This is a genomic window from Neoroseomonas soli (assembly GCF_018129065.1).
GTDB classification, from domain to species: domain Bacteria; phylum Pseudomonadota; class Alphaproteobacteria; order Acetobacterales; family Acetobacteraceae; genus Neoroseomonas; species Neoroseomonas soli.
In genome coordinates, this window is the sequence record NZ_JAAEDM010000030.1 from 18,592 (window position 1) to 42,334 (window position 23,743).

At 69.2% G+C, this 23,743-nt stretch carries 20 protein-coding genes; 10 read left to right on the forward strand and 10 right to left on the reverse strand.

The window, feature by feature from the left end; all coding sequences use genetic code 11:
- Positions 1–9: 9 nt before the first annotated feature.
- From GXW76_RS12535 to GXW76_RS12570, 8 genes are all read right to left on the reverse strand, one after another.
- Positions 10–1,662: an acyl-CoA synthetase gene (locus tag GXW76_RS12535; RefSeq protein ID WP_246514201.1), complete on the reverse strand. Its 1,653-nt coding sequence runs from the start codon at positions 1,660–1,662 to the stop codon at positions 10–12.
- Complete coding sequence (locus GXW76_RS12540; protein ID WP_211862364.1) at positions 1,659–2,495, reverse strand: ABC transporter ATP-binding protein; 837 nt, start codon at positions 2,493–2,495, stop codon at positions 1,659–1,661. The genes GXW76_RS12535 and GXW76_RS12540 overlap by 4 nt, the downstream gene beginning before the upstream one ends.
- Entirely contained in the window at positions 2,495–3,781 is a 1,287-nt protein-coding gene (locus GXW76_RS12545; protein WP_211862365.1) for an ABC transporter substrate-binding protein, read from the reverse strand. Before GXW76_RS12545 ends, GXW76_RS12540 begins: the two co-directional genes overlap by 1 nt.
- A 40-nt stretch (positions 3,782–3,821) precedes the next feature.
- Entirely contained in the window at positions 3,822–4,886 is a 1,065-nt protein-coding gene (locus tag GXW76_RS12550) for a branched-chain amino acid ABC transporter permease (RefSeq protein ID WP_211862366.1), read from the reverse strand.
- 7 nt (positions 4,887–4,893) lie between these two features.
- On the reverse strand, positions 4,894–5,787 hold the full coding sequence (locus GXW76_RS12555; RefSeq protein ID WP_211862367.1) for a branched-chain amino acid ABC transporter permease: 894 nt from the start codon (positions 5,785–5,787) through the stop codon (positions 4,894–4,896).
- On the reverse strand, positions 5,788–7,701 hold the full coding sequence (locus GXW76_RS12560; RefSeq protein ID WP_211862368.1) for an AMP-binding protein: 1,914 nt from the start codon (positions 7,699–7,701) through the stop codon (positions 5,788–5,790).
- On the reverse strand, positions 7,698–8,495 hold the full coding sequence (locus GXW76_RS12565) for an ABC transporter ATP-binding protein (protein WP_408904347.1): 798 nt from the start codon (positions 8,493–8,495) through the stop codon (positions 7,698–7,700). Before GXW76_RS12565 ends, GXW76_RS12560 begins: the two co-directional genes overlap by 4 nt.
- Before the next feature lie 91 nt (positions 8,496–8,586).
- The gene (locus GXW76_RS12570) at positions 8,587–9,339 is read right to left on the reverse strand and encodes a glycerophosphodiester phosphodiesterase (protein WP_211862370.1); all 753 of its coding nucleotides are present in this window, start codon (positions 9,337–9,339) and stop codon (positions 8,587–8,589) included.
- A 190-nt stretch (positions 9,340–9,529) separates the two neighbouring features.
- On the opposite strand from GXW76_RS12570, the gene GXW76_RS12575 reads away from it, so the two are divergent.
- The 8 genes from GXW76_RS12575 (at position 9,530) to GXW76_RS12610 (ending at position 19,977) form a co-directional block, all read left to right on the forward strand.
- Positions 9,530–10,612: a TRAP transporter substrate-binding protein gene (locus GXW76_RS12575; protein ID WP_211862371.1), complete on the forward strand. Its 1,083-nt coding sequence runs from the start codon at positions 9,530–9,532 to the stop codon at positions 10,610–10,612.
- A 2-nt stretch (positions 10,613–10,614) separates the two neighbouring features.
- Positions 10,615–13,512 (forward strand): ATP-binding protein, encoded by a 2,898-nt coding sequence (locus tag GXW76_RS12580; RefSeq protein ID WP_211862372.1) that lies wholly within the window; start codon positions 10,615–10,617, stop codon positions 13,510–13,512.
- A gap of 88 nt (positions 13,513–13,600) precedes the next feature.
- Positions 13,601–14,476 (forward strand): alpha/beta fold hydrolase, encoded by an 876-nt coding sequence (locus GXW76_RS12585; RefSeq protein ID WP_211862373.1) that lies wholly within the window; start codon positions 13,601–13,603, stop codon positions 14,474–14,476.
- Positions 14,473–15,357 (forward strand): DMT family transporter, encoded by an 885-nt coding sequence (locus GXW76_RS12590; protein WP_338150952.1) that lies wholly within the window; start codon positions 14,473–14,475, stop codon positions 15,355–15,357. The genes GXW76_RS12585 and GXW76_RS12590 overlap by 4 nt, the downstream gene beginning before the upstream one ends.
- Before the next feature lie 136 nt (positions 15,358–15,493).
- A complete protein-coding gene (locus GXW76_RS12595; protein ID WP_211862374.1) occupies positions 15,494–16,453 on the forward strand; it encodes a Bug family tripartite tricarboxylate transporter substrate binding protein in 960 nt (319 codons plus the stop codon).
- Positions 16,454–16,477: 24 nt separating this feature from the next.
- Positions 16,478–17,362, forward strand: coding sequence for an MBL fold metallo-hydrolase (locus GXW76_RS12600; protein WP_211862375.1), 885 nt, complete (start codon positions 16,478–16,480; stop codon positions 17,360–17,362).
- 213 nt (positions 17,363–17,575) lie between these two features.
- Complete coding sequence (locus GXW76_RS12605; protein WP_211862376.1) at positions 17,576–18,751, forward strand: acyl-CoA dehydrogenase family protein; 1,176 nt, start codon at positions 17,576–17,578, stop codon at positions 18,749–18,751.
- 2 nt (positions 18,752–18,753) lie between these two features.
- On the forward strand, positions 18,754–19,977 hold the full coding sequence (locus GXW76_RS12610) for a CaiB/BaiF CoA transferase family protein (protein WP_338150953.1): 1,224 nt from the start codon (positions 18,754–18,756) through the stop codon (positions 19,975–19,977).
- 13 nt (positions 19,978–19,990) lie between these two features.
- Here GXW76_RS12610 and GXW76_RS12615 read toward each other — a convergent pair whose 3' ends face one another.
- Together GXW76_RS12615 and GXW76_RS12620 are read right to left on the reverse strand one after the other, a co-directional pair.
- Positions 19,991–20,962, reverse strand: a complete 972-nt coding sequence (locus GXW76_RS12615; protein ID WP_246514203.1) for a Bug family tripartite tricarboxylate transporter substrate binding protein — start codon at positions 20,960–20,962, stop codon at positions 19,991–19,993.
- Positions 20,963–20,978: 16 nt separating this feature from the next.
- Positions 20,979–21,479: a GAF domain-containing protein gene (locus GXW76_RS12620; RefSeq protein ID WP_211862378.1), complete on the reverse strand. Its 501-nt coding sequence runs from the start codon at positions 21,477–21,479 to the stop codon at positions 20,979–20,981.
- Between the two features lie 218 nt (positions 21,480–21,697).
- On the opposite strand from GXW76_RS12620, the gene GXW76_RS12625 reads away from it, so the two are divergent.
- On the forward strand, positions 21,698–22,309 hold the full coding sequence (locus GXW76_RS12625; protein WP_246514205.1) for a glutathione S-transferase family protein: 612 nt from the start codon (positions 21,698–21,700) through the stop codon (positions 22,307–22,309).
- A 307-nt stretch (positions 22,310–22,616) separates the two neighbouring features.
- On the forward strand, positions 22,617–23,585 hold the full coding sequence (locus GXW76_RS12630) for a Bug family tripartite tricarboxylate transporter substrate binding protein (protein ID WP_211862379.1): 969 nt from the start codon (positions 22,617–22,619) through the stop codon (positions 23,583–23,585).
- The last annotated feature ends 158 nt before the right edge of the window (positions 23,586–23,743 follow it).

The following is a 23,743-nucleotide window of genomic DNA, read 5'->3' on the forward strand; positions in this document are numbered from 1 at the left end:
ACCTCGCGGTCAAGGATCGCTTTCGGCCGCGTCCTTGCCAAGCGTCTTGCGCAGGACTCCACGCATCACCTTGCCGGTGGCCGTCAGGGGCAGGGTTTCGGCGAAGAGCACGCGGCGCGGATAGAGGTGCGCCGCCAGCCGTTCCCTCACGAAAGCCTGGATCTCGGTGGCCAGGGCGGGGCCGGCCTCGATGCCGGACCGCGGGACGACGACGGCCGTCACTTCCTCCGTGCGGACGGCGTCGGGCAGCCCGACCACGGCGGCCAGCGCGACGGCCGGATGCTTCAGCAGGCAATCCTCCACCTCACCCGGGCCGATGCGATACCCTGCGGAGGTGATGACGTCATCGTCCCGGCCCAGGAAGGTAAGGTAGCCCTCCTCGTCCACCGAACCGGTGTCACCGGTCACGAGCCAGTCGCCCCGGAACTTGGCCTCGGTCGCGGCCGGGTTGTTCCAATAGCCGAGGAACATCACGGGGTCGGGCCGCCGTATCGCGATCATTCCCGCCTCGCCCGGTTGCAGCGACGTTCCGTCGGTGCCGATGATCGCAACTTCGTGCCCGGGCACCGGGCGCCCCATTGAACCGGGCCGCACCGGCATCAGGCGGGCGCAGTTGGAAACCACGAGGTTGCACTCGGTCTGGCCGTAGAATTCATTGATGGTGAGTCCGAAGGCGGCGCGGCCCCAGTCGAGGGTTTCGGCCCCCAGCGTCTCGCCCCCGCTGCCGATGCTGCGCAGGCGGTGGCCGTAGCGCACCGGATCAGCCACCTGCCGCATCATCCGCAGCGCCGTCGGCGGCAGGAAAGCGTTCCGTACGCCGTGTTCGGCCATGATGCCGAAGGCGCGTTCCGGATCGAACTTCGCCATGCGGTGCGCCAGCACGGGCACGCCATGGAACAGGGATGGCAGCAGGACGTCGAGCAAACCGCCGATCCACGCCCAGTCCGCCGGCGTCCAGAACAGGTCGCCCGGCTGCGGGAACAGGTCCTGCGGCATCTCGACGCCCGGCAGGTGGCCGAGCAGCGTCCGGTGCGCATGCAGCGCGCCCTTCGGCGTCCCCGTCGTGCCGGAGGTATAGACGATCAGCGCCGGATCATCGGCCGCCGTGGGCGCGACCGGGCATGCGTCGCTGGCGCGCTCCGCCATCTCCCACAGGGAGAGCACGCCGGGGCGCGCACCGTCCACGTTCAGGATCACCCGCAGGTCGGCCAAACGGTCGCGGACCCCCGCCAGCCTTGCCAGGCCGAGATCGTCCGTGACGATCCCCGCGGTGCCTGAATCCCGGAGACGGAATTCGAGCGCATCCGGACCGAAGAGTTGGAACAGTGGCACCGCGATCGCGCCCAACCGGTAGATCGCCAGATGCGCCAGGACAGCCTCGGGCCCCTGCGGCAGGAGGACCGCCACGCGCTCGCCGCGGCCGATACCCTGGGCCTTCAGCACATTCGCGAAGCGCGCGGAGGCCGAGCGCAGCGCATCGAAGGTGATCCGCTGCGTGCTCCCGTCCGCCGGAAGATGGATCAGCGCCACCCGTCCGCTGCCATCGGCCCAGCGGTCGCAACAGGCCTCGGCGATGTTGAAGGCGGCGGGAACCGTCCAGCGGAAGCGCCGGACGAGTTCCTCATAGCTGGCCGCCTCCGGCAGCAGCGCGCCGGTCTTCATAGCCAGCGCTTCCGGCGCTTGTAGGATTTCAGGTTGCGGAATGACTTCCGTTCGGCCCCGTGGCCACCGAGGTAGAATTCCTTGACGTCCTCGTTCTCGGCCAGCGCGGCGGCGGTGCCGTCCAGCACGACCTTCCCCTGTTCCATCACGTAGCCATAGGACGCGACGGACAGCGCCATGCGCGCATTCTGCTCGACCAGCAGGATGGTGATGCCGAGATCGCGGTTCAGCTGCCGGATGATGCCGAAGACCTCCTTCACCAGGAGGGGAGACAGGCCCATGGACGGTTCGTCCATGAGGATCAGTTTCGGCCGCGCCATCAGCGCGCGGCCGATGGCGAGCATCTGCTGCTCGCCACCGGAGAGATAGCCGGCCAGTCCCGTCCTCTCCCGCAGACGCGGGAAGTAGCCGTAGACCATATCGATGTCGCGCCGCACCTCGTTGTCGCTGCGGGTGAAGGCGCCGAGACGCAGATTCTCCAGGCAGGTCATGTCGGCGATGATCCGCCGTCCCTCCATCACCTGGAAGATGCCCCGCCGCACGATGCGGTCGGGGTCGATCCCGTTCAGCCGCTCGCCGCCGAACAGGATGTCGCCGCGCGTGACCTCTCCTTCCTCGGTCTTCAGGAGGCCGGAGATCGCCTTCAGCGTGGTCGACTTTCCCGCGCCGTTGGCGCCGAGCAGGGCGACGATCTCGCCCTTCGGCACCATGAGCGAGAGGCCGCGCAGGACGAGGATGACCTCGCTGTAGACCACCTCGATGTTCTTCACCTCGAGGAGGGGCGCGGCGGTCTCCCGCCGCGTCCCGGACTGCTGCGCGGCCGCCTCTGACATCACCAGCCCAGCCAGTCGGCGCGGCGGGGCAGTTCGACGGTGGTGACGGGCTGGAGCGACATCGTCCCTGCCGCCATCAACTCCTGCAGCGAGCCCTGTGCCGTGTTGCCGGTCACACGCGCGCGGTACAGCGCCACGCGCAGCGTCCCGCGATGATCGTTGGCGGCGAAGTTGGAGGGCTCGCAGACACCCTGGAAGCCGGCCGGCACCCAGTCGCGCCGCGCATAGAAACCATCGCGGATGCGCTCCCCCGTCACCTGGCCGCCATTCGCCGCGGCGGTCTCCATCGCCTCGACCATCAGCATCGCGCCACAGATGCCCGCCAGGTAGTGCACGGGGCGATAGGCGTTGCCCGTTTGATCGGACACGCGACTGATGGCGCGCACGGCCTCCATGCCTGGCCCAGTACCGCCCCACACGGCGCCGGTGCGCACCGGGAAGACGACGCCGTCGGCCGCAGTGCCGGCCGCCTTCATGGCGTTCTCGTCCATGCCCCACACATTGCCGAGGAACTGCACCTGCACGCCGACCGTCTGGCAGGCGCGCAGCACGGAGATGTTCGATCCGGCCGTATTCCCCAGATAGGCATAATTCGCGCCCTGGTTCTTCAGCGTCAGGCACTGCGCCGTGTAGTCGCCCGGCGTCAGCGCGAACTGGATCGCGGGCAGGACCTCGAAGCCGAGCTCGCGGGCCAGCGCCTCCCCGGCCTCCTTGGGGCTGTTCGGGTAGGGATGGTTGGCCCCCATGTGGACATAGCGCGGCCTGCCCTGCTGGCCCCGCGCGCGCCAGTCCTCCGCTGCCCATTGCAGCATGGCGCGCACGCCGTCGGAGTAGGACGGGCCATAGAAGAAGTTGAACGGAGCGGCCTCCACCCCCTGCCGGCGAGAGGTGCCCGCCGCGTCCGTGAGCGCGGCGGAATAGGATGCCGAGATATAGGGAATGCGATCCCGCGTGACGAAGCGCACCAGCGCCTCCGTATCCGCCGTCCCCCAGCCCTGGATGGCGACGACGCGCTCGCGCTGCGCCCAGGACTGGTATTGGCTGACCGCGCGCGGCGCCTGGTAGCCATAGTCGAAGCCCGAGACGGCAAGGCGCCTTGCCGCCACGCCGTTGCGCGTCTGGTTCACCCAGGCGAGTGCGTCGGCCACGCCCTGACCGTAGGGCACGCCGACATCGGAGGTCGGCCCGGAATTGTCCATGAGCTGGCCGACCGGGATCGGCGCCTGGGCGAAGGCCGGCATTGCGGCGACCAGTGCCCCGGCGAGCAGCGGCAGCGAAACCCTCATCTCAATCTCCTCCTTGCGTTATGCGGGCCGTTGGCCGGCCTCAGTGTGAGAACGGGTAGAGCTTCCAATAGGCCTTGATCATCTTCCAGCGATGCGCGAGCCCGTCGGGTTCGAAGACCAGGAACAGGATGATGACCGCGCCGATCGCCATCTCCCGCAGGAAGGAGATCGAGGCGCCGAGACGCAGGGCGCGGTCGATCGCCCCACCGGCCAGCAGGTCTGCGCCTGCCTGCACCACCTCCGGCAGCAGGACCATGAAGGCCGCGCCCATCATGCTGCCCATGATCGATCCCAGCCCGCCGATGATGATCATGGCGAGGAACTGGATCGAGTAGAGGATGTTGAACGCCTCCACGCTGACGAAGAGCAGGTAGTGCGCGTAGAGCGCCCCCCCGATCCCCGCGTAGAAGGAGGCGATGCCGAAGGAGAGGGTGCGGTAGTAGGCGAGATTGATGCCCATCACCTCGGCCGAGAGGTAGTGGTCGCGCACCGCGATCAGCGCGCGGCCGTCGCGCGTGCGCATCAGGTTCGCGGCAGCCGCGAACAGGACGACGACATGGGCCAGGACGATGTAGAAATACGTCTCCTCCCGGTCGAAGCGCAGGCCGAACAGCTCGTATGGTTCCGTGACGCGCCCCGCGACGCCGCCCGAGAACCAGCGCGCGCGGGCGAAGAAATCCTCGAGGATGAACTGCGCGGCCAGGGTCGCGATCGCCAGGTAGAGCCCCTTCAGCCGTGCCGCCGGCGCGCCGAAGACGAGGCCGACCACCGCCGTCATCAACCCCGCCCCCCAGATGGCGAGCGGCACGGGAACGTGGTGCTCGACCAGCAGCGCCGAGGAGAAGGCGCCGAAGCCGAAGAAGGCCGCGTGCCCGATCGAGATCTGCCCCGTGAAGCCGACCAGGATGTTCAACCCGAGAGCCGCAATGGCACTGAAGCCGATGGTGATGAGCAGGCCAAGCTCATACCGTCCGAAGACCGCCGGCGCGGCGCACAGGAGGATCAGCCCCGCAAGCATCGCAAGTCGCGATCCACGCGTCGGGAAGATGGTCGTATCGGCGCGGTAGGAAGTTCGGAAATCCCCCGCGGGGACCATGGAGGTCATCGCGCCGTCAGACCCGCTCGATGTTGCGCGTGCCGAACAGGCCGTAAGGCTTGATCAGCAGGATCAGGATGAGGGCATAGAACGGGGCGATCTGGTACATGTTTCCCCAGTTCAGCCATTCCGCATCGACATACTGCGCGACGTTCTCGAGCACGCCGACGATCAGTCCGCCGAGCACCGCGCCGACGACGGAATCGAGTCCGCCCAGGATGACCGCCGGGAACACCTTGATGCCGTAAAAGGAGAGCGCCGAGGATACGCCGTTCACCACGCCCACCACCACGCCGGCCACGGCGGAGACGACCGCGGAGATGGCCCAGGACATGGCGAAGACCCGCGGGACCGAGACGCCGAGCGACTGCGCGACCTGCTGGTCGAACGCCGTCGCCCGCATCGCCAGGCCGTGCTTCGAATAGGTGAAGAACCACCAGAAGCCGAGCATGATCAGCGCCGAGACGACGAGGCTCGCCAGATAGACCGTCTGCACCTCCAGCCCCAGCACACGCATGCGGTCCGCGGTGAAGATCGGCGGGAAGGGCTGCGCGAAGACACCGAACATCCACTTCATCAGCGCCTGGAAGAAGATCGACAGCCCGACGGTTGCCATGATGACGCTGATCACCGGCTCGCCGATCAGCGGCCGCAATACGATCACCTGCAGCAGCACGCCGAAGATCGTCATGAAGGCCAGTGTCACCAGGAAGCCTGCCCAGAAGGGCAGCTGCCAGGCGGTCAACAGCCACCAGCAGACCCAGGCGCCAACCAGGAGGAACTCGCCCTGCGCGAAGTTCACCACCTGGGAAGCCTTGTAGATGAGCACGAAGGACATCGCGACGACGCCGTAGAGCGCGCCGACGATCAGCCCGTTCAGCACAAGTTGGAAGAGCAGGGGCGCGTCCATTCAGGTCCTCTCTGCGCCGGCCGGCACGGGTTGCGGAGCGGCGCCTTCCATCCGGACGACGCGCAGGACGGTGCGGATCCGCTGCTTCGTGCCGTCCTGGAAGGCGATCGTCGTATCGACCGGGATGGCTTCATCCCCCGCATAGATCGCGTCGATGATGTTCCCGTATTTCTGGTTGATCACGCCGCGACGGACCTTGCGCGTGCGCGTCAGTTCCTCGTCGTCGGCATCGAGTTCCTTGTAGAGCAGGATGAAGTCATGGATGCGCTGCGCCTCGGGGAGCGTGGCGTTCACCTGCGCCACCTCGTCGCGGATCTTGGCAAGGACCTCCGGTCGCGCCGAGAGGTCGGAATAGGTCGTGAAGGCGATGCGGTTGCGCTCCGCCCATTTGCTGACGATCGGGAAGCGGATGCAGATGATGGCCGCGAGATGCGGCCGCTGGTCGCCGAGGACGACCGCCTCGGCGACGAAGGGGCTGAACTTCAGCTTGTTCTCGATGTATTGAGGCGAGAAGCGCGAGCCACCCGAGGTCGTCGCGATGTCCTTCACGCGATCGATGACGACGAGTTGCCCCCTACGGTCGAAGAAGCCCGCATCGCCCGTGTGCAGCCAGCCGTCTCGCAGGTCCGCGCTCTCCGTCGTGCCGAAATAGCCAGCGAAGATGTTGGGGTGCCGGACCACGATCTCGCCGACGCCGTTCTGGTCCGGCTCGTCGACGCGCAGCGCGATGCCTTCGTCGAAGGGTACGCCGACGGTATCGAAATCCACATCGTCGGGACGGTGCGTCGTGTAGGCGCCGAGCGCCTCGGTCTGGCCGTAGATCTGGCGCAGCGGCACCCCCATGGCCTGGAAGAACCGGAAGGTGTCCGGCCCGAGGGCCGCGCCGCCGGTGACGGCGGAGCGTAGGTTGGTGAAACCGAGCCGGTCGCGCAATGCGCGGAACAGCACTTGCTCGGCGAGCAATGAACGCTTGCCCTCCTCCAGCGCAGCGAGCCCCTTCTCCACCCCGAGGGCAAAGAGCTTCTGCTTCAGCGGCGAGGCATCCATCACCTTCGCCCGCACATCGGCGGCGATCTGTTCCCACATGCGCGGCGCCAGCAGCACGAAGGTCGGTGCGATCTCGCGGAAATCGGCCATCATCGTCTCGGGTTCCTCGACGAAGTTGACCTTCATGCGCGTCAGCAGGTTCCAGCCCAGGGCATAGATCTGCTCCATGATCCAGGGCAGCGGCAGGACCGAGACGTATTCGTCCTCCGGCCCCTTGGGATCGGCCTTCAGGTAGCTCTCGCAGTGCCGGATCAGCGCACGGCTCTGCAGCATCGCCAGCTTGGGGCGCGCCGTGGTGCCGGAGGTGGTGCAGAGCACCGCGACCTCCTCTGGATCCTGCGCCGCCAGCAGCGCGTCGAAATCCGCAGGGTCCTCAGACGCGCCGATCTTCACCAGCGCCTCGGTCGACATCAGCCGCGGGTCCTCGTGCTTCCGCATGCCGCGCGGGTCGCTGTAGATGATGCGCCCCAGGTTCGGCAGCCGGTCGGAGGCACCGAGCAGCTTGTCCACCTGCTCCTCGTCCTCGGCGAAGACGACGCTCGCGCCGCTGTGGCCGAGCAGGTAGGCCACTTCCTCCTCCAGCGCGTCGCGGTACACACCGAGACTGCGGCAGCCGATGGCATGGGCCGCGATCTCGCCCATCACCCAGTCGGGCCGGTTGTCGCCGACCAGTGCGATCACCTCCCCCCGCTGGACGCCGAGGCGCCGGAGGCCGAGGGCGAAATGGCGCGTGCGTGCGTAGTAGTCGCTCCAAGTGAAGCTGCGCCAGATTCCGAAATGCTTCTCCCGCAGCGCGATCTCCGCGCCGTGATGCCGGGCATTGTGCGCGAGCAGGCGCGGCAGCGTGTCCCGCGGCGGTTCGTTCACGCAACGCGCTCCACGGGCTCGTCCGCCTCGCCGAGATAGGCGCGCCTCACATGCTCGTCCGCCAGCACCACCTCCGGTGTGCCGTCGGCGATCCTCCGCCCGAAATCGAGCACCATGATGCGATGGGAAATGTCCATCACCACGCCCATGTCGTGCTCGATCATGAGCACGGTCATCCCCCATTCCTCGTTCAGGTCGATGATGAAGCGGGCCATGTCCTCCTTCTCCTCGAGGTTCATGCCGGCCATCGGCTCGTCGAGGAGGATCAGCTTCGGCCGCAGCGCGATCGCGCGCGCCAGTTCGACGCGCTTGCGCAGCCCGTAGGAGAGCGTGCCGGCCGTCGCCTTCCGGATGTGCTGGATCTCGAGGAAGTCGATGATCTGCTCGACCTCCCGGCGGTGCTCCAGTTCTTCCCTCTGCGCGCCGCCCAGCCAGTAGGCCATGCCGCGCAGCAGGCCGGATTTCAGCAGGTGGTGCCGCCCGACCATGATGTTGTCGAGCACTGTCATGTGCCCAAACAACGCCAGGTTCTGGAAAGTGCGCCCGATGCCGAGCGCGGCCCGCCGGCTGGTCCCCGTCCGCGTGACGTCCTGCCCGTCGAACAGGATCCGCCCCTCGGTCGGCCTGTAGCGTCCGGATACGCAGTTCACCATCGAGGTCTTGCCGGCCCCGTTCGGGCCGATGATCGAGAAGATCTCGCCGCCACGCACGGCGAAGGAGACGTCGGTCAGCGCCCGCACGCCGCCGAAGCGCAGGCTGACGCGTTCAGCCTCCAGGATTGGCGGCCCTGCCACCACGTCTCCATTCCCCCCAACTCGTCTTGTTGGAGGAAAGGTTAGGGGGCGCGCGCCGCCGCTGGCAACTTGATTGCGCGGGGGGCGCGCCTCAGGGAGGGGTCTCGGCCCGGAGGGCGATGGCCAACGGCGGATCGTCCGTGGTCAGCACGTCGATGCCGAGGCCGAGCATGCGCCGGATCGAGGGGGCATGGTTCGCGCCCCAGACCGAGATGCGGAGCCCTGCCGCCCGCAACGCCGCACAGGCTTCCGCGTCCAGCGCGGATTCATGGACGCCTATCTCGGGAAACCCGTAGGCCCGCGCGACGGCGATGGTCCCATGCGTGCCGAGGGACCGCCACGTCGCCGTCTCCAGCAGCCAGGCGACCCCCAGGAGACCGCCCGCCGCCGCAGCCTCCGCGGCCGTCGGGGCGTCGAAGGCGATGATCCAGGCGCGGTCCCGCATCGCCTGCCGCTCGAGAGTTTCGAGCACACGGGGAACGAAGCCCGGATAGGCGCGCCCCTGGCCATCGGATTTGATCTCGATGCGCGGAGCGATGCGGCTTCCCCGCAGCAGGGCGAGCATCTCGGACAGCAGCGGCACCTGTTCCCCGCGACCGCCCTTGATCCTGTGCCGGCGCAACTCAGCCGTCGGCAAGGCCGCGACGCGGCCGCTTCCGTCGGTCGTGCGGTCGAGTGTGGCATCGTGGAGGATGAGCGGGTCCCCGTCTGCCGTCGGGTGGACGTCGCACTCGGCCTGCTCGAGCGGAAGCCTCATCGTTTCACGGAATGCGGCCAGGCTGTTCTCGGGCCACAGGAAGGCACCGCCACGATGGCTGGCGATGGCGGTACGGTACTCGGACATGGACCAAGGCCTCTGACTGAGGGAGGGCTGCGACGGCTGGCGGCCCGGTGCACCGGCCCGGCACGATGCACGCGACACGGGAATCGCCGAGCGCGGCTACCAATCGTGATGCCCCTTCCTTAAGGAAAACTGTGACACTGTTCGCCCAATGGTGGCAATAACCAGCAGCCGGTGCCGCCAGGAGGTGTCAATGATCCCATCAAGGACCAGGCAGATCCTGTCCAAGGGACTCGTGGCCATGGCCATGATCCTCTCCCCCCTCGTCGCCCTCGCCCAGGGCGCGGCGCCGTCGGATGCCCCCATTCGCCTCAAGATCGTCGGCGGCCTGGCCGATGTCAGCCAGTACGTCCGCTACGAGGAACCCTTCTGGCGGCGCCGGCTGCCCGAAGCCTCGGGCGGCCGCATCCAGGCGGAGATCGCCCCATTCGACCGGAGCGGCATCCGCGCGCAGGAGATGCTGGCGCTGATGCGTCTCGGCGTCGTGCCCTTCGGCACGGCCCTGCTCGCCGTCGTCAGCACCGAGGAGCCCGAGTTCAACGCCGTCGACCTGCCCATCGTGAACCCGGACATGGACACGCTGCGGCGGACCGTCGCAGCCTATCGTCCCCATCTCGAGGAACTGCTCGCCGAGCGCTATGACGTCGAACTGCTGGCCGTCTACACCTATCCCGCGCAGGTCATCTTCTGCCGCAATGCCTTCACCGGTCTGTCGGACCTCACCGGACGGCGAATCCGGACCTCCTCGGTCGGCCAATCCGAGATGTTCGCCGCGCTCGGAGCGACGCCCGTCGTGATACCGTTTGGGGAAACCCTCGCGGCGATGCGGACGGGAGTCGTCGAATGCGCGGTGACCGGCACGCTCTCGGCCAATGCGATCGGCCTGCATGAGGTCACGACCCACATGCACGGCATGGCGATCACCTGGGGTCTGGCCGTCTTCGGTGCGAACCGGGCGGCGTGGAGCGCCCTGCCGGACTGGGCCCGCTCGCTGATCCGCCGGGAGCTCGGACAGCTCGAGCGTGAAATCTGGGAAGCCGCCGAGGTGGAGACCGGGGAAGGCATCGCGTGCAACGCCGGCCAGTCCAGCTGCCGGTCCGGACGCCGCGGCACGATGACGATCGTGCCGGTCTCCCGCGAGGACCAGGCGCGACGCCTGCGCCTGCTGACCGAGACCGTGCTGCCCGGCTGGGTCCGCCGCTGCGGCGAGCCATGCGTCGACGCATGGAACACGCGCCTCGCCCCCGTCCTCGGCGTCAGCGCCCAGCCCGACTGACGATGCAGCACACACGCTTCCTCCGGCGCGCCATCTTCATCGGCTCGATCATGCTGCTGCTCGCGCAGACCATTGCGACGCTGATGATCATCGGCCGGGCGCGGGAGGCACAAATCCGGGCCGCGGAGGAAACGGTCCAGCGCACCAGCATCGCGACCGAGGCTTCGATCAACCGCGCCTTCGTCCAGGTCGACGCCATGCTGGCCGGCCTGCCGGCGCTGCTGGCGCCCTTCGCCGTGAATGGCCAGATCGAGGTCTCTCAGATCAACCGCGTGCTGCGCCAGCTGATCAATCAGAACTTCACCTACCGCGACATCCTGCTGCTCGCGCCCAACGGGTTGCCCGCGGCGACCGCCCTGCCAGTGTCGCGCCGACGGCGCCTGCCCCTGCCGGTCGAAACGGGCTTCTCGGAACTCGCGAGCAGCAGCGGCGGCGTGTCCTTCGGCGGCCCCGTCCAGAACCCCAGCACCGGCGAATGGACGCTCTTTTTCGCCCGCAACGTGACCATCATGGGGCTCGGCCCCGTCCTGGCCGTCGCCGAGGTCCCGGTGCATTCCGTCCGGTCCCTGCTCTCGGCCTCGGGGGAAAGCCCCGGGCTGCAGACCACCCTCGAGCGCGACGACGGAACGCTGCTTGCCTCGGTCCCGCATGACGAGACCAGGATCGGCCAGCGCCTGGGCAGCCTCGGCTCCGCTGCGTTTACCACCCAGCAGCCCGGCATCGCCGTCAGCCGCTTCACCGGCCGGCCGGTCTTCGCCGCATCGCGGCCCTCGCTCTACCCGACGCTGACCATAACCGCCACGATCGAGGTGGATGAAGCGCTGGCCGGCTGGTACCGGGACCGCGTCCGGGCACTGGCGGTCTCGACCGTGCTCGGCAGCGTCATCATCCTCGTCGCCCTGGCGCTCATGATCATCCTCCGCCAGCGCGACAAGGCCGAGGAAGAGCGGGCGCGCGCACGCCGGACCCTGGAGAACGCACTGGAATCGATGTCGGACGGCTTCGTCATGTTCGACGCCGAGGATCGCCTGATCGCCTGCAACAGCCGCTACAAGGATTTCTACCGGATCAGCGCGCCCTTCATCCAGCCGGGCAACCTCTTCGAGGACATCATGCGTGAGGGCGCCAGGTGCGGGCAGTACCCGCAGGCCGGCGAGGACATCGAGGCCTTCGTGGCCGAGAGCAAGGCCTTCCACCTCGGCAATCAGCCGCCGATGGAGCGCCTCCTGCCCGACAGTCGCTGGGTCCTGATCACGGAACGCCGGACGCCGGACGGCGGCACCGTGGGCATCCGGACGGACATCACCGCCCTCAAGCGCGCGATGGAGGATCTCGCCGCCGCGCGTGACGCCGCCGCCGCGGCGGGCGAGGCCAAGAGCCGCTTCCTCGCCCGTGTCTCGCACGAGTTGCGGACGCCTCTCAACGGCGTCCTCGGCTTCGCGCAGGTGCTCCTGCAGGATCCTCGGCTCACGCCCGAGCAGCGTGAGCAGGTCCAGACCCTGCACGAAGCGGGCAGGCACCTGCTCGACCTCGTGAACGGGCTGCTCGACCTTTCGAAGATCGAGGCCGGGCGCCTCGACCTCGCGCCGCGGCCGACCGCCATCGGGCCGCTCTTCAACGGCTGCGCGACGCTGCTCGAGCCGGAGATCGCGCGCAAGGCGCAATCCTTCAGCCTCGACATCGATCCGTCGCTGCCCCCCGCGGCCCATCTGGACCCGACGCGCATCCGCCAGTTGCTGCTGAACCTCCTGTCCAATGCGGTGAAGTTCACGCCTGCGGGGGGGCGCGTGGAACTGCGCGTGCGCATGAGGCCCGGCGGCGTGATGCGCGTCGAAGTCGCCGATTCCGGGCCCGGCATACCGCCCGGTCAGCGGCACATGCTGTTCGAGGACTTCGTCCAGCTCACCCCCGCCACGGGACACGAGCAGCAGGGCACCGGCCTCGGACTCGCGATTTCGGCGAAGCTCGCGGCGCTGATGGGCGGAAGCATCGGTTGCGATCCTCCGCCGGGCGGCGGCGCGCTCTTCTGGGTCGAGATCCCGCTTCAGGAGGCCGAGATGCCGAAGGAGCCCCTCGCCCAACCCGGCGACGCCGGCTCGGCACCCGAGGCCGTTGCCCTCCACGTCCTGGTCGTCGACGATGTCCTTGCCAACCGGCAGATCGCGCAGGCCATGCTGGAAGGGGCCGGCCACCGGGTGGCGCTGGCCGAGGACGGCGCCAGCGCGCTGCTGGCACTGTCGCGCACCCGCTTCGACATCGTGCTGATGGATCTCCAGATGCCGCAGATGGACGGGTTCGAGACCACCCGCCGCATCCGCGCCCTGCCGGCCCCGGCCTGCGAGGTCCCGATCATCGCCTTGACCGCCTCGGCCCTGCCCGAGCAGGTCGAGGCCGCGAAAAAGGCCGGCATGGACGCCCACCTCGCGAAGCCGCTCGACCGCACCGCCCTGCTGGAACTGGTGCGGCGCGTGCCTCGGCACGGCGGCCAGATGCCCGAACGGAGCGAGGAGAAGGGCACCCCGCTGCTCGACGCTTCGGCTCTCGACCTCCTGGAGCGCGAGCTTGGCCACGCCGCCCACAGCATCCTGGCGGAATTCGTCGGCGAACTGCGCCGTGCCATGGCGTTGCTGACCAACGCCTCGCCGACCGAGCGCGCCGATGCCGCGCATGTCCAGCATGCGGCGCACCGGTTGGTCGGCGCCGCACGGACCCTCGGCGCGATCCGCCTGGCCCTGGAGGCCGAGGCGCTTCAGAAGGCGGCGCGGGAAGGCGACCCCTCGCCCGACCTGCAGGCCTCGGTGATCGCGGTGGCGCGGGCCACCCTGCCCAATCTCGAGCAACGGCTCGGGCTTGAGCACATGGGTCCGGGCCTGCCGCTGCAGACGATGCCCGCCGTGTAGCGACCCGCGCGCGCCCGGCAGCGGGTGGGTGGACCGCCCACGCGCCTGCCTTAGGATGCCACGCGGCAGCGAGGAAAGTGCGGCGCACATGGCGTTTGGGGAGTGGGGCAGGAATCCGGGGCGGGACGAACCGCACCCCATCCTCAAGGCAGCCGCCGAACAGGCCGCGCGCACCGAGACCCCCTGTGGCGCCGGCTCCCTGGTCTGGCGTGCCTGGGGGAAGGGCCGCCCCCTCGTGCTGCTGCATGGCGGCTCGGGGTCCTGGCGGCACTGGCTGAGGAACATTCCGGTTCTTGCGGCGCGACGCCGTGTCCTCTGCCCGGACCTGCCGGGCCTCGGCGACAGCGACATGCCGCCGCAGGGCGCCACCCCGGCGATCATCGGCGAAATACTGCGCGACGGGCTCGCGATGCTGCTGCCCGGGCAGGGCTACGACCTCGTCGGCTTCTCCTTCGGCGCGCTCTGCGCCGGGCACCTCGCCGCGGCCGACCATGATCGCTGCCTCTCCCTGACCGTCGTCGGCGCCGGCGCGCTGGGGCTGCAACGCAGCCCGACCGAACTCGTGAAGGTGCGGCACCTCGAAGGCGCGGCGAGGGAGGAAGCGAACCGCTACAACCTCGCCGAACTGATGTTCGCCGATCCGGCGCGCATCGACGAGGCGGCGCTGGCGATGCAGGACCTCCACACCCGCCGCGCCCGCTTCAAGAGCAAAGGCTACGCGAACACCGATTCCCTCAAGCAGGCGATCCTGCGCAGCCGGGCGCCGCTGGCCTGCATCTACGGGGAGCAGGACGCCATCGCCCGGCCGCATGTTCCTCTTCGCCTCGAGTTGATCCGTTCCCTCCGGGAAGGCGCGCGGACCGAGATGATCCCCGGCGCCGGGCACTGGGTCGCCTACGAGGCCGCAAAGGAATTCAACGCCGCCCTTGCCCGCATCCTGGCGCCGGAGAGTGCGGCCGCGTGACCACCCCCACTGCGCGGCCGACCCGCGCGGCGACACTCCGCGGCATGGCGTGGATGGCGCTCGCCGGCCTCCTCTTCTGCGTCCTGAACGCCATCGCGCGGCGCCTCGCGCAGGACATGGACCCGTTCCAGACGCAGTTCCTCCGCTACCTGGCGGGGCTTTTTGTGCTGCTGCCCTTCATGCTGCGGACGGGTCTCGCCGCTTGGCGGCCTCATGACCTGCTCGGGCAGGGCTGGCGGGGCGTGGTGCACACGGCCGGCCTGCTCCTCTGGTTCTGGGCGCTGCCGCATGTCCCGCTGGCGGACATGACCGCCATCGGTTTCACCGGACCCATCTTCATCATGGCGGGGGCGGTGCTCTTCCTGGGCGAACCGATGGTCCGCGCGCGCTGGGTCGCCGCCGGGATCGGCTTCCTCGGCGTCATGGTCGTGGTCGCCCCGCAGTTGACCGGGACGCAAGGGGGCTTCTGGTCCCTCGTGATGCTGGCCTCGGCGCCGCTCTTCGCCGCCTCCTTCCTCATCACCAAGGCGTTGACGCGGCGCGACAGGCCGGCGGTGATCGTCGCCTGGCAGGCGCTGACCGTCTCCGCCTTCACCCTGCCCTTCGCGATCCCGGGATGGACCTGGCCCACGGCGGAGCAATGGGGCTGGTTCCTCATGACGGGGCTGCTCGGCAGCGCCGGCCACTGGTGCCTCACGGAGGCGTTCCGCATCGCCGACATGTCGGCCACCCAGCCCGTGAAATTCATCGACATGGTGTGGGCGGCGATCCTGGGATGGCTGGTCTTCGCCGAGGTTCCGGCCGCCACCACCTTCGCCGGGGCCGCCGTCATCTTCGCCGCGACCACCTGGATCGCACGGCGGGAAGCCAGGCAGCGCTGACGCGGTGTCTTGCGCGGCGGTCGCTGCCGTCGGATCGTTGCCCCGGGTCGCCGCAACGACGGCGGGAGGAGGAACGCATGACGATCATCGCTCCGCCGCGACGACGCGGCGCCGCCCGATGCGGGATGGGCTGAGGATGCGTCGCCGCACCCTTGCCGCGATGGCCCTCGGATTCGCCGCCGCGCCCGCGGGCGCGCAGGAAGCCTGGCCGTCGCGGCCCATCCGACTCGTCATTCCCTTCGCGCCGGGCGGGCCCATCGACACGGTGGGGCGGCTGATCGCTGAGCGCCTGCGCGAGCGCCTCGGCCAGCCCTTCATCATCGACAACCGCGCCGGTGCGGGCGGCTCGATCGGACTCCGCGCGGTCGTGCAAGCGCCACCGGACGGCTACGCCTTCGTCCTGACCTCATCCTCGCTCGCCATCCTGCCGGCGATCTACGCCAATCTCGGCTTCGATCCGCGGACGGACCTCGCACCAGTCTCGCTGGTGGCGGAGATCGCGACCACCATCGTCGTCCGTGCCGACCATCGCTTCGCCAACCTGCAGGCGCTGGTGGAAGAGGCACGCACCAAGCCGGGCACAGTGACCTACGGAACCTCGGGCATCGGTTCGTCGAACCACCTCTCCGGCGCCATGCTGGCGGCAACCGCGCGGCTCGACCTCACGCACGTGCCTTATCGCGGCGCCGCTCAGGCGATGAACGCACTGTATTCCGGCGACATTGACGTCGTCTTCGCGAGCACGGTGGAGACGCTGGCCCATGCGCGCGAAGGACGGGCGCGGATACTCGCCGTCACCACCGCGCAGCGTGTCCCTGCCCTGCCGGATGTCCCGGCCGCAGTGGAAGTCGTGCCCGGCTACATCGCGCCGAACTGGTTCGCGATCGCTGCGCCGCGCGGCTTGCCGGCACCGATCCTCGATCGCCTTTCAGCCGAGCTGGCGGCGCTGCGGAGCGACCCCGACTTCCGTGCACGCTTCGCCACGCTCGGCGCCGAGCCGCTGATGAGCCCGCCGGACATCCTCGCCGGGCGGCTCGCCGAGGATGTCCCGACCTGGCGCCGCGTCGCGGCAGAGGCCGGCATCCGCGCCGAATGATTCTCTGACAACCCGGGACAGGACATGCGCAAGCTCACCATCGGCGACGTCACCATCACCAGCATCATCGAACGCGACGGCCCCTGGCGCGCGCCGGAGGCGATGTTCCCCAAGGCCGCGGCCGCGCCGCAACTGCTCGCCGAGCGCCTGAAGGAGGTCGAGCCCGAAACCTACGACATCGCCTCGGGCAAGATGGTCATCACCTACCAGACCTATGTCGTCCGCACGCCGCACCACACCATCCTGGTCGATACCTGCACGGGCGAGGACAAGGGCTACCCCGCGCCGATGGATTTCCCGAAGCAGCCCTGGCTGGAGGGTTTCAAGGCCGAGGGCCTGTCCTTCGAGGACATCGACTACGTCTTCTGCACCCACCTGCACATCGACCATTCGGGCTGGAACACGGTGCTGCGCGACGGCCGCTGGGTGCCGACCTTCCCGAATGCGAAGTACGTCTTCCACAAGCGCGAATACGCCGCATGGGAAGAAACAACGAAGGCCGGCATCGAGCGCCCGGGCGGCGGCGGGAACATTCACCGCTTCAACTGCGAGCCGATCGTCGAGGCCGGGCAGGCGCTGCTGGTGGACGATGAATTCCAACTCGATGACCGCATCACCATCCAGCCGACACCGGGCCATTCGCCCTGCCATTGCTGCGTCCATATCCGCAGCGGCGGGCAGCATGCGGTCGTGACCGGCGACCTGATGCACCACGCGCTGCAGGTCCATGAACCCGACTGGTCCACGGTCTTCTGCTGGGACCCTGCCGAGGCCGCGACCAGCCGTCGCACGTTCTTCGGCCAGGTGGCGGGCACCGACACGAAGATCCTGCCGATCCACTTCCCCGACCCGACCGTGGGGCGCGTGGAGGCACACGGCGACCGCTTCCGCTGGCGCTACACCCGATAAGAGACCGTTTGAGAATGCCGCCACCGGCCCGCACCCCCACCCGGCGACCCATCCAGGATACTGTCGTTGGGTGGCCGGGTGGGGGTGCGGGCCGGTGCCGGACTTGAGAATGCGCCATCTGGCGCATTCTCAAACGGTCTCTAAGGACCGCCACTGCCTGAGGCGAGCTGCATCCATCCGGTGCGGTTCGCGCGATACGAGGAACGCCAAGCCATGGATCACAGCCAGCCCTACGCCGCGAGCGAGGAAACCCGCATGCTTCGCGACCTCGTCGCGAAGTTCGTCGAGCGGGACCTCATGCCGCTCGAACCAGCCGTGCTGAAGCGGGAGGCACAGGGCGGCGGCTACAAGCTCTCGGAGGAGGAGGAGAAGCATCTCCTCGCCCGCTGCCGGGAACTCGGCCTGTGGGGCCTCGACGTGCCGGAGGAATTCGGCGGCGCCAACCTGCCGCTGCTTTCCCTCGCGGCAGCGGAGGAGGAGATGGGGCGCGCCTGCGTCCCCTTCGTCATCCCGCCCGACAGCCCGAACCTGCACATGATGCTATCGGTCGCGAGCACGGTGCAGCGCGCGAAGTACCTGATGCCCTACGCCAAGGGCGAGCAGCGCTCGGCCATGGCCATCTCCGAGCCCGGCGCCGGCGGCGACCCTGCCGGCATGACGACGCGTGCGGCGCGGGACGGCGACCATTGGGTGATCAACGGCCGCAAGATCTGGGTCTCCAACGTTCCGCGTGCCGATTTCATCATCCTCATGGCCCGCACCGGCGACGGGAAGCGGCAGGAGGGCGTGACCGCCTTCATCGTCGAGAAGGGCACGCCCGGCTTCATCATCGAGCGCGCCATCCCAATGATCGGCGGCCGCACGACCTACGAACTGGTCTTCGAGGATTGCCGCGTCCCGGCGGAAAACGTGCTGGGCGAGCTCGGCCGCGGCTATGCGCCGATGCAGCTGCGCCTGAACGTGCGCCGCATGCAGATCGGCGCGCGCTGCATCGGCATGGCGCGCCGCGCGCTCGAGATGATGACCGAGCATGCGCAGAACCGCGTCACCTGGGGCGTGCGCCTGGCCGACCGCCAGGCGATCCAGTGGTTCGCCGCCGAGGCGGTGATGGAGATGCACGCCTGCCGACTGATGGTGAACGACCTCGCCGCCAAGCTCGATGCCGGCGCCGACGTGCGGATGGAGGCCTCCATCCTGAAGGTGCGCGCGACGGAGATGGCGCAGTCGGTGCTCGACAACGCCATGCAGGCCTTCGGCGCCATGGGCATGACGAAGGAACTGCCGCTGCAGCTCATGCACCAGCAGGTGCGCGTCATGCGCGTCTACGAAGGACCGTCGGAGGTGCATCGCAGCGCCATCGGCCGCCGAACCCTGGGCTCGAAGGTCTGATCGTGACAACCACGCAGCGGCCGCTCGACGGCATCCTCGTCCTCGACCTCGGCCACATCTACCAGGCACCCTACTGCGCCTTCCTGATGGCGATGGCGGGAGCCACCGTCATCAAGATCGAACCGCCGCATGGCGAGCCCCTGCGGCGCCGCGCCGCGGTCGCCGGCGGCTCGGTGCCGCAGGCGATGCTGAACTCCAACAAGTTCGGCCTGTCGCTCGACCTCAAGAATTCCAAGGGGCGGGAGATTTTCCTGCGCCTGGTCGACCGCGCCGACGTGCTCATCGAGAACTTCTCGCCGGGCGCCATGGATCGGCTGGGCCTGGGGCACGAAGCGCTGCTCCGGCACAACCCGCGGCTGATCTACGCAGCCGGCTCGGGCTACGGCCAGACGGGGCCGGACCGCGACCGCCTGGCGATGGACCTGACGGTCCAGGCCGCAGTCGGCATGATGCACACCACCGGCTTCCCGGACGGGCCGCCGACCAAGGCCGGGCCGACGGTCTGCGACTTCCTCGGCGGCACGCACCTCTACGGTGCGGTGATGACCGCGCTCTTCGCGCGCGAACGTACCGGCAAGGGGACCTTCGTCGAGGTGGCCATGCAGGATGCCGCCTATTCGACCCTCGCCTCCGCGATCGGCATGCATTTCGGCGGTGAGCGCGGCAAGGCCCCGCCGCGCACCGGCAACAGCCACGCGGGCCTCGCGATGGCGCCGTACAATGTCTATCCGGCCTCGGATGGTTGGCTTGCCATCATCGTCGTCACCGAAGGGCACTGGGACCGCCTGCTGCGCGCCATGGGGCAGGAGGCACTGGTCGACGACGCCCGGTTCCGCACGAACCCCGACCGCGTCCGACATATGGCGGAGGTCGACCGCCTGGTCACGGATTGGACGTCGAAGCACAGCCGGGCGGAACTTGAGGCGCTGACCCGCGAGCACGGCGTCCCCGCCGCTCCCGTCCGCACGCTCGAGGAAGTGCTGGAAGATCCCGGCATGCACGAGCGCGGCATGCTCCGCTGGGTGGATCATCCGGAGGTGGGCCGGGTCGTGCTGCCCTCGACGCCGCTGCGCATCGCGGATGCACCGCCGCCGGACTTCGTCCCCAGCCCCTTCCTGAACCAGCACGAGGCCGTGGTGCTCGGCGACATGCTCGGCATCACGGAAGCGGAGCGGGAAGCGCTGCGCACCGCCGGCGCGCTGGGCCCCCGCTTCCGCGACAGTTGAGGTTCGGCCTGCGTCAGCTCGCCTCGATGCCGAGGCGGCGGATCAGCGCACCCCACTTTCCGGCATCGGCGCGCAGGCGCTGTCCGAAGGCGTCGACACTCTCGGCGGCGACCTCCACGCCCATGCCGGCGAGCCGGTCCTTCACCTCCGGCAAAGCCATGATGCGGTTGAATTCCGCGTTCAGCCGCTGCTGCAGCCCGGGCGTCATACCCTTCGGGCCGAAAGCGCCGTACCAGACTGCCATCTCGTAGCCGGGCACCGCCTCGGCCACCGTGGGCACGTTCGGCTGCCGGCTCCAGCGCGTTGCCTCGGTCACCGCAAGCAGCCGCAGCCGGCCGCCCTCCACATGCGACATGGTCTGCGTCGCCGCGCTGAACAGCAATTGCGTCTGGCCCGCCACGGTATCCGTCACCGCCGGCTGGCCCCCGCGATACGGGACATGGACCATGCGGATGCCGGTCATGCTCTCGAACAGCGCGGCGGAGAGGTGGTTCGTGGAGCCCGGCCCCGCCGAGGCATAGGCGATCTTCTCCGGGTTCGCGCGCGCATGATCGATGAACTCGGACAGCGTCTGCGCCGGGACGGACGGGTGCACCACCATGGTGTTCACGGCGAAACCGAGCATGGCCAGAGGCGTGAAGTCGGCGACTCCGTCGAACGGCATGCTGCGCATCAGCGCGTGGTTCATGGCGTGGGTGCTCATCGAGCCGAACAGCAGCGTGTGCCCGTCCGGCGCCGCCTTGGCCACGACGTCGGAGCCGACATTGCCGCTAGCGCCCGAGCGGTTCTCCACCAGCACCGGCTGGCCCAGTGCCTGGCCAAGCGGCTCGGCGACGATGCGGCCGAGGATGTCCGTCGTCCCGCCCGGCGCCCAGGGTACGATCAGGCGGATGGGCCTGGTGAATGTGGCCTGGGCACCGACCGAGGTGGCCGCGATCACGGCCGGCGCGGCGAGCAGGACCACACGGCGGGGCAGCGGGGTCATCGGGACCTCCTTCATCTCACGTGGCATCCATGGTGAGCAGCGCCGGTGCGGCGAGGGCAGCGAACACCAATCCGAGTTCGGCATCCGCCTCGGTGAAGTGCCCGGCCCCGTGCAGCAGGTTCACGGTGCCGAGCGTTCGCCCGGCCCAGCGCACCGGCAGGTTCATCGCGCTCTCCAGGCCAAGCGCGGCGATCTTCTCATGATCGGGGTAGGCCCAGGCGATATCGGCAACGTTCCGGCCGATCCAGGGCCGCCCCTCGACCAGCACGCGGCGCGTCCAGGGGTGCTCCCAGTTCACCGGCTTGTAGCCTGAGATCGGATAGGACACCGCATCGCCGCTGTGGACGCGGCGGTTGCGGCCGCCGGCCGCGTCATGGCGCATGATGGTGAAGAGGCGATGGCCGATGGCGGCATCCATGGCGGCCTCGAGCGCGGCGAAGAGCGCCGCAGGCTGCCCGGCGTCCGCCTGAGCGGCGGCGACGCGGCGAAGCGCGGGAAGGGGATCGATGCGGGACATGCACCACACATAGCGCAAGCGCACCGGAAGCCCATCCCGTCCCGGCAAGGCGGCCGCCGGCAGGGCGGCGAGGCAGACGACCCGGCCCCACAGGCTTCCTCGCGCCACCGGGCATGGCCTTCGGCAACTTGCTGTCCAGGGCCGCACCGCCGCAGGATGCCACCTGGTCGACCAAGAAGACGAACCAACAGGGAGGGTGCCTCGGCGCCTCGACGGCCATGATGAAGCTGCATTGGTCCCCGCGCTCGCCCTTCGTGCGCAAGGTCATGGTCGCCGCGCACGAGCTCGACCTCGCGGACCGCATCTCCATGACGCGCACCGTGGTGGCGATGACCACCCCGAACCGCGAACTGCTGCCCGAGAACCCGCTCGGCAAGATCCCGACCCTGGTGCTGGAGGACGGGACGATCCTTTACGACAGCCAGGTCATCATCGAGTACCTGGACCACCTCGCCGGCGGGGGACGGCTGATCCCGCCGCCCGGTCCCGCGCGCTGGCTGGAATTGCGGCGGCATGCGCTGGCCAACGGCTTCCTCGACCTGCTCATCCTGTGGCGTTATGAGCGTGGCAAGGCGCAGCCCCTGCCTGCCCTGATCGACTCCTTCACGCTGAAGACCGGCGCAGTGCTCGCGGCACTGGAAGCGGAGGCCGACGCCATCGCGCGGGCGCCGGTCGGCCTCGCACAGATCACACTGGCCATCGCCGGCGCCTATCTGGATTTCCGTTTCGGCGATCTCGGCTGGCGGGACCGCTGCCCGCGTTTCTCCGCCTGGCAGAGGCGCTTCGAAGAGCGCCCCTCCATGCGCGCGACGCCGGTGGTGGACGACTGAGCGTGCCGCGCATCCCCCTGCCCTCGACGCGGGAGGAGTTGGAAGGGTCGCCACGCGCCGTGCGGGACAAGGTCGTCTCCGGCCTGCGCGGCCGCAGCAGCGGCCGGTTGCGCGCCGCGAACCACCCTGCAGAGCTCACACGCAACGGGTCGGCGCTCGGCGAATCCCCGCGCTTCGGCACCAGCCTCAACGAGGCGCCCCGCTGCCGCTTTCCGTGCCGCCGCAGGGCCTGTTCGATCTGCCACCGGCGGAGATGACGGGAAAACCGCGCTCGCCGGCGTGACACGCACCAAGGGAGGAACGACACATGATCCGCCGCAGGACCGCGCTCTCCGTGCTGATGCTGCCGGCCCTGGTCGGGCACGCGCGAGCACAGGCCTTCCCCGAACAGCCCGTGCGCCTGATCATTCCCTTCGCAGCCGGCGGCCCGGCGGACTTCATCGCGCGCATCATCAGCCGTGTGATGGCCGATCGCCTGGGCCGGCCCGTGGTCGTGGAGGCGCGCGCCGGCGCGGGCGGCCTCATCGGCGTGGAGGCAGCGGCGAAGTCGCGGCCCGACGGGCACACCATCGTCCTCGCCAGCAGCGGGGCGCTGGCCATCCTCCCGAACCTGCGCCAGGACATGCCCTTCGATCCGCTGAAGGATCTCGCGCCCATCACGCAGGTCCTGGCAGTGCCGCAGATCGTCTCGGTCACGCCGGGGCTTGGCGTACGCACGTTGCGCGAACTCGTCACGCTCGCGAAGGCTCGGCCGGGGCAGCTCGCCTACGGCTCGGCGGGTATCGGATCCTCCCTGCACATGGCGAGCGAGATGCTGAAGTGGCGCGCCGGCATCGACATCACCCATATCCCGTTCCGCGGCGCCGCTCCCGCAGTGACGGAGTTGCTGGCCGGACGCATCCAGATCCTTTGTGCCGACGTGCCGGCGCTGCTCGGCCAGGTCCGTGCCGGCGCGCTGCCTGCCCTCGCCATCACCGCAACCGAGCGCCTGGCGCTGCTGCCCGAGGTGCCGACGGCGGAGGAAGCGGGCGTCCCGGGCTTCGTCAGCGAGACCTGGTACGGGCTGCTCGGCCCAGCCGGCATTCCGGCGGACCGCCTGAGCGTGCTGGCCGCCGCGGCGCGGGCGGCCCTCGGGGACACGGAGACGCGCACCGCGCTGGCGGACCAGGGCGGACGCATCGTCGGCAGTTCGCCCGCGGAGTTCGCCGCGTTCATGCGCGCCAATATCAGCGTCTGGGGCGAGGTCGTGCGCGCGACCGGCGTACGCCTGGAATAACTAGAACTCGGCATGGATGGGGGACGAAGGGCGAATGACGGGCAGTACTACCGTTGCGTATTCTGTTGTTGTTGGTGCGCGCGCCCGAACGCGGAGCATAGCCGAGCCGTCCCTTGAAGGACGCCGGCTCGTGCACCCTCCCGGGAAGCGCTCCGGAC